We start from the raw sequence: 2,486 nt of genomic DNA, 5'->3' as shown, positions 1-2,486 counted from the left end.
GCAGCGCTGCTGTCGCGGTGGCGGGGCCACGGGGCGGGACCGGACCGCGCGGACGGGGCGGACACCTCCGATACCACCGTCGTCAGTTTCCCCGAACCGGCCGCGCGCAAGACGCGGCGCCGGCTGTTGATCGCCGCCGGGATTGTGGCCGTGCTCTTCGCCGTCTTGATGTCGGTCATCTTCCTGTCGCCGGCGCTGGCCGTGAAGACGATCACCGTCGAGGGCGCCGAATTGACCGAAAAAGCAACGCTTACCGAGGCGCTGCAACCGCTCATGGGAACGCCGCTGGCCCGCATCGGAGAACGCGACGTCCATGCCCGGGTGGACCACCTGCCGGCGGTGGAGTCGGTGGAAGTGATCGCCAGGCCGCCGTCGGAACTGCACGTTCGGATCATCGAGCACACGCCCGTGGCCGTGCTGAAGGACGGCAAGAAATTCGTGCTGATTGACGAGTCGGGGACGGAACTTGCGTCGGTCGCCAAGCGCAGCGAGGCAAAACTGCCCTTGATCGACGGCGCGAAGGCCGCCGAAAACCCGGATGTCTTCGCGTCCATCACCGGGGTGCTCGCCGCGCTGCCGCCCGACGTCCTGAAACAGCTCAAACACGCCTCCGCGCAGTCGGTGGACTCGGTGGAACTCCAGTTGGCCGGCGGCCAAAAAGTGCTGTGGGGGAACGCGCAGGAGCAGGAACTCAAGGCCACCGTCCTGCAGGCGATGCTGCGGGCAAAAGACGTGAAAGACAAGGCGAGCGTCATCGATGTGAGCACGCCCACACGCCCGGTGACCCGTTGAGCAGGAGACGGGAAATGCGCAACATGGTGGGAACGCGCGACACGCGGAGCAAGGTCGTTGTGTGGGCGGGGGCTTCCGTCTAGCGTCACGAATAGAAACTACTTGACATAACTCTAACCTTCAAGCTGAAGGTTAAGGTTAGGTGAAACTACCGGACAGGGTACCCGCCCGCTCCGGCAGAACTGATCAGTGCACAGACTCGAGCAAGGGACACAGGACGTGGCAGCACCGCAGAATTACTTGGCCGTCATCAAGGTCGTCGGCATCGGCGGCGGTGGCGTGAATGCCGTCAACCGGATGATCGAGGTGGGACTCCGTGGCGTGGAGTTCATCGCCATCAACACCGACGCTCAGGCACTGCTGATGAGTGACGCCGACGTCAAGCTCGACGTCGGGCGCGAACTCACCCGGGGTCTTGGTGCCGGCGCCGACCCGGAGGTGGGCCGAAAGGCCGCCGAGGACCATGCCGAAGAGATCGAGGAAGTGCTGCGCGGGGCAGACATGGTCTTCGTGACCGCCGGCGAAGGCGGCGGCACCGGCACCGGCGGCGCACCGGTGGTGGCCCGGATCGCGCGCTCGCTCGGCGCCCTGACCATCGGCGTTGTCACCCGCCCGTTCACGTTCGAGGGCCGCCGCCGCTCGAACCAGGCCGAAAGCGGCATCGAGACGCTGCGCGACGAAGTCGACACCCTCATCGTGATCCCCAACGACCGTCTGCTGTCCATCAGCGACCGCAACGTCTCCATGCTCGATGCCTTCCGGTCCGCCGACCAGGTGCTGCTCTCCGGCGTGCAGGGCATCACCGACCTGATCACCACCCCGGGCCTGATCAACCTTGACTTCGCCGACGTGAAGTCCGTCATGCAGGGCGCCGGCTCGGCGCTGATGGGCATCGGCTCCGCCCGCGGCGAGGACCGGGCCGTCAAGGCCGCCGAGCTGGCCATCGCGTCTCCGCTGCTGGAAGCTTCGATCGACGGTGCGCACGGCGTGCTGCTGTCGATCCAGGGCGGATCCGACCTGGGCCTGTTCGAGATCAACGAGGCCGCCCGGCTGGTGCAGGAGGTCGCACACCCCGAGGCGAACATCATCTTCGGCGCCGTCATCGACGATGCACTCGGCGACGAAGCCCGCGTGACCGTCATCGCCGCCGGCTTTGACCAGGTGGACGTCACCTCCGCTCCGACCCAGAAGCCGGCCGCCGCCCCCGCCGGTACGCCCGCCGTTCCGGCCGCCCAGCCGTCCGTGCCGGTCTCGGAGCCCATGGAGCACAGCTTCAGCGGTGCCATGCCGCAGCACCACGTTCCTGCCGATGCGGGCTTCGACATGGATCTGCCGGCCATCGTCGAGCCGGACCTGAGCGCGGGCCGCGTCGACGACCTGGACGTTCCGGACTTCCTGAAGTAAACCCTCAGGCAGGTCCGGCAGTGTTTTGGTGGAAGCAGCGGGTCCACACCGGCGTGTGGGCCGCCTTTACCGACCGCTCGGCCGGGAACCTTGGCCTGCATGTGGGGGACGACCCCGGCACGGTGCTCCGGCGGCGCGCGGCGCTTGAAGACGCCATGTCCGTACCGGCCGGTTCCCTGCGGTTCATGAACCAGGTGCATTCGGCCGTCGCCGCGGTCATCCCCGCCGGCGGAGGGGAGGCCGACACCACTGAAAGAGCGGCGCCGGCCGACGCGCTGGTCAGCGCCGAC

At 67.5% G+C, this 2,486-nt stretch carries 3 protein-coding genes; all 3 read left to right on the top strand.

Going from position 1 to position 2,486, the window contains the following annotated elements; genetic code table 11:
* Positions 1–792, top strand: a 792-nt coding sequence (locus AC5RUJ_RS14525) for a cell division protein FtsQ/DivIB (protein WP_494156070.1), incomplete at its 5' end; no start/stop codon positions are given.
* 219 nt (positions 793–1,011) lie between these two features.
* Positions 1,012–2,196, top strand: coding sequence for a cell division protein FtsZ (gene ftsZ / locus AC5RUJ_RS14520; RefSeq protein ID WP_493999470.1), 1,185 nt, complete (start codon positions 1,012–1,014; stop codon positions 2,194–2,196).
* A gap of 20 nt (positions 2,197–2,216) precedes the next feature.
* A partial coding sequence (locus AC5RUJ_RS14515; RefSeq protein WP_494156069.1) for a laccase domain-containing protein occupies positions 2,217–2,486 on the top strand: 270 nt, incomplete at its 3' end.

This window comes from Arthrobacter sp. Y3223164 (assembly GCF_059091005.1).
This window is presented reverse-complemented; position numbering and strand designations above follow the sequence as displayed.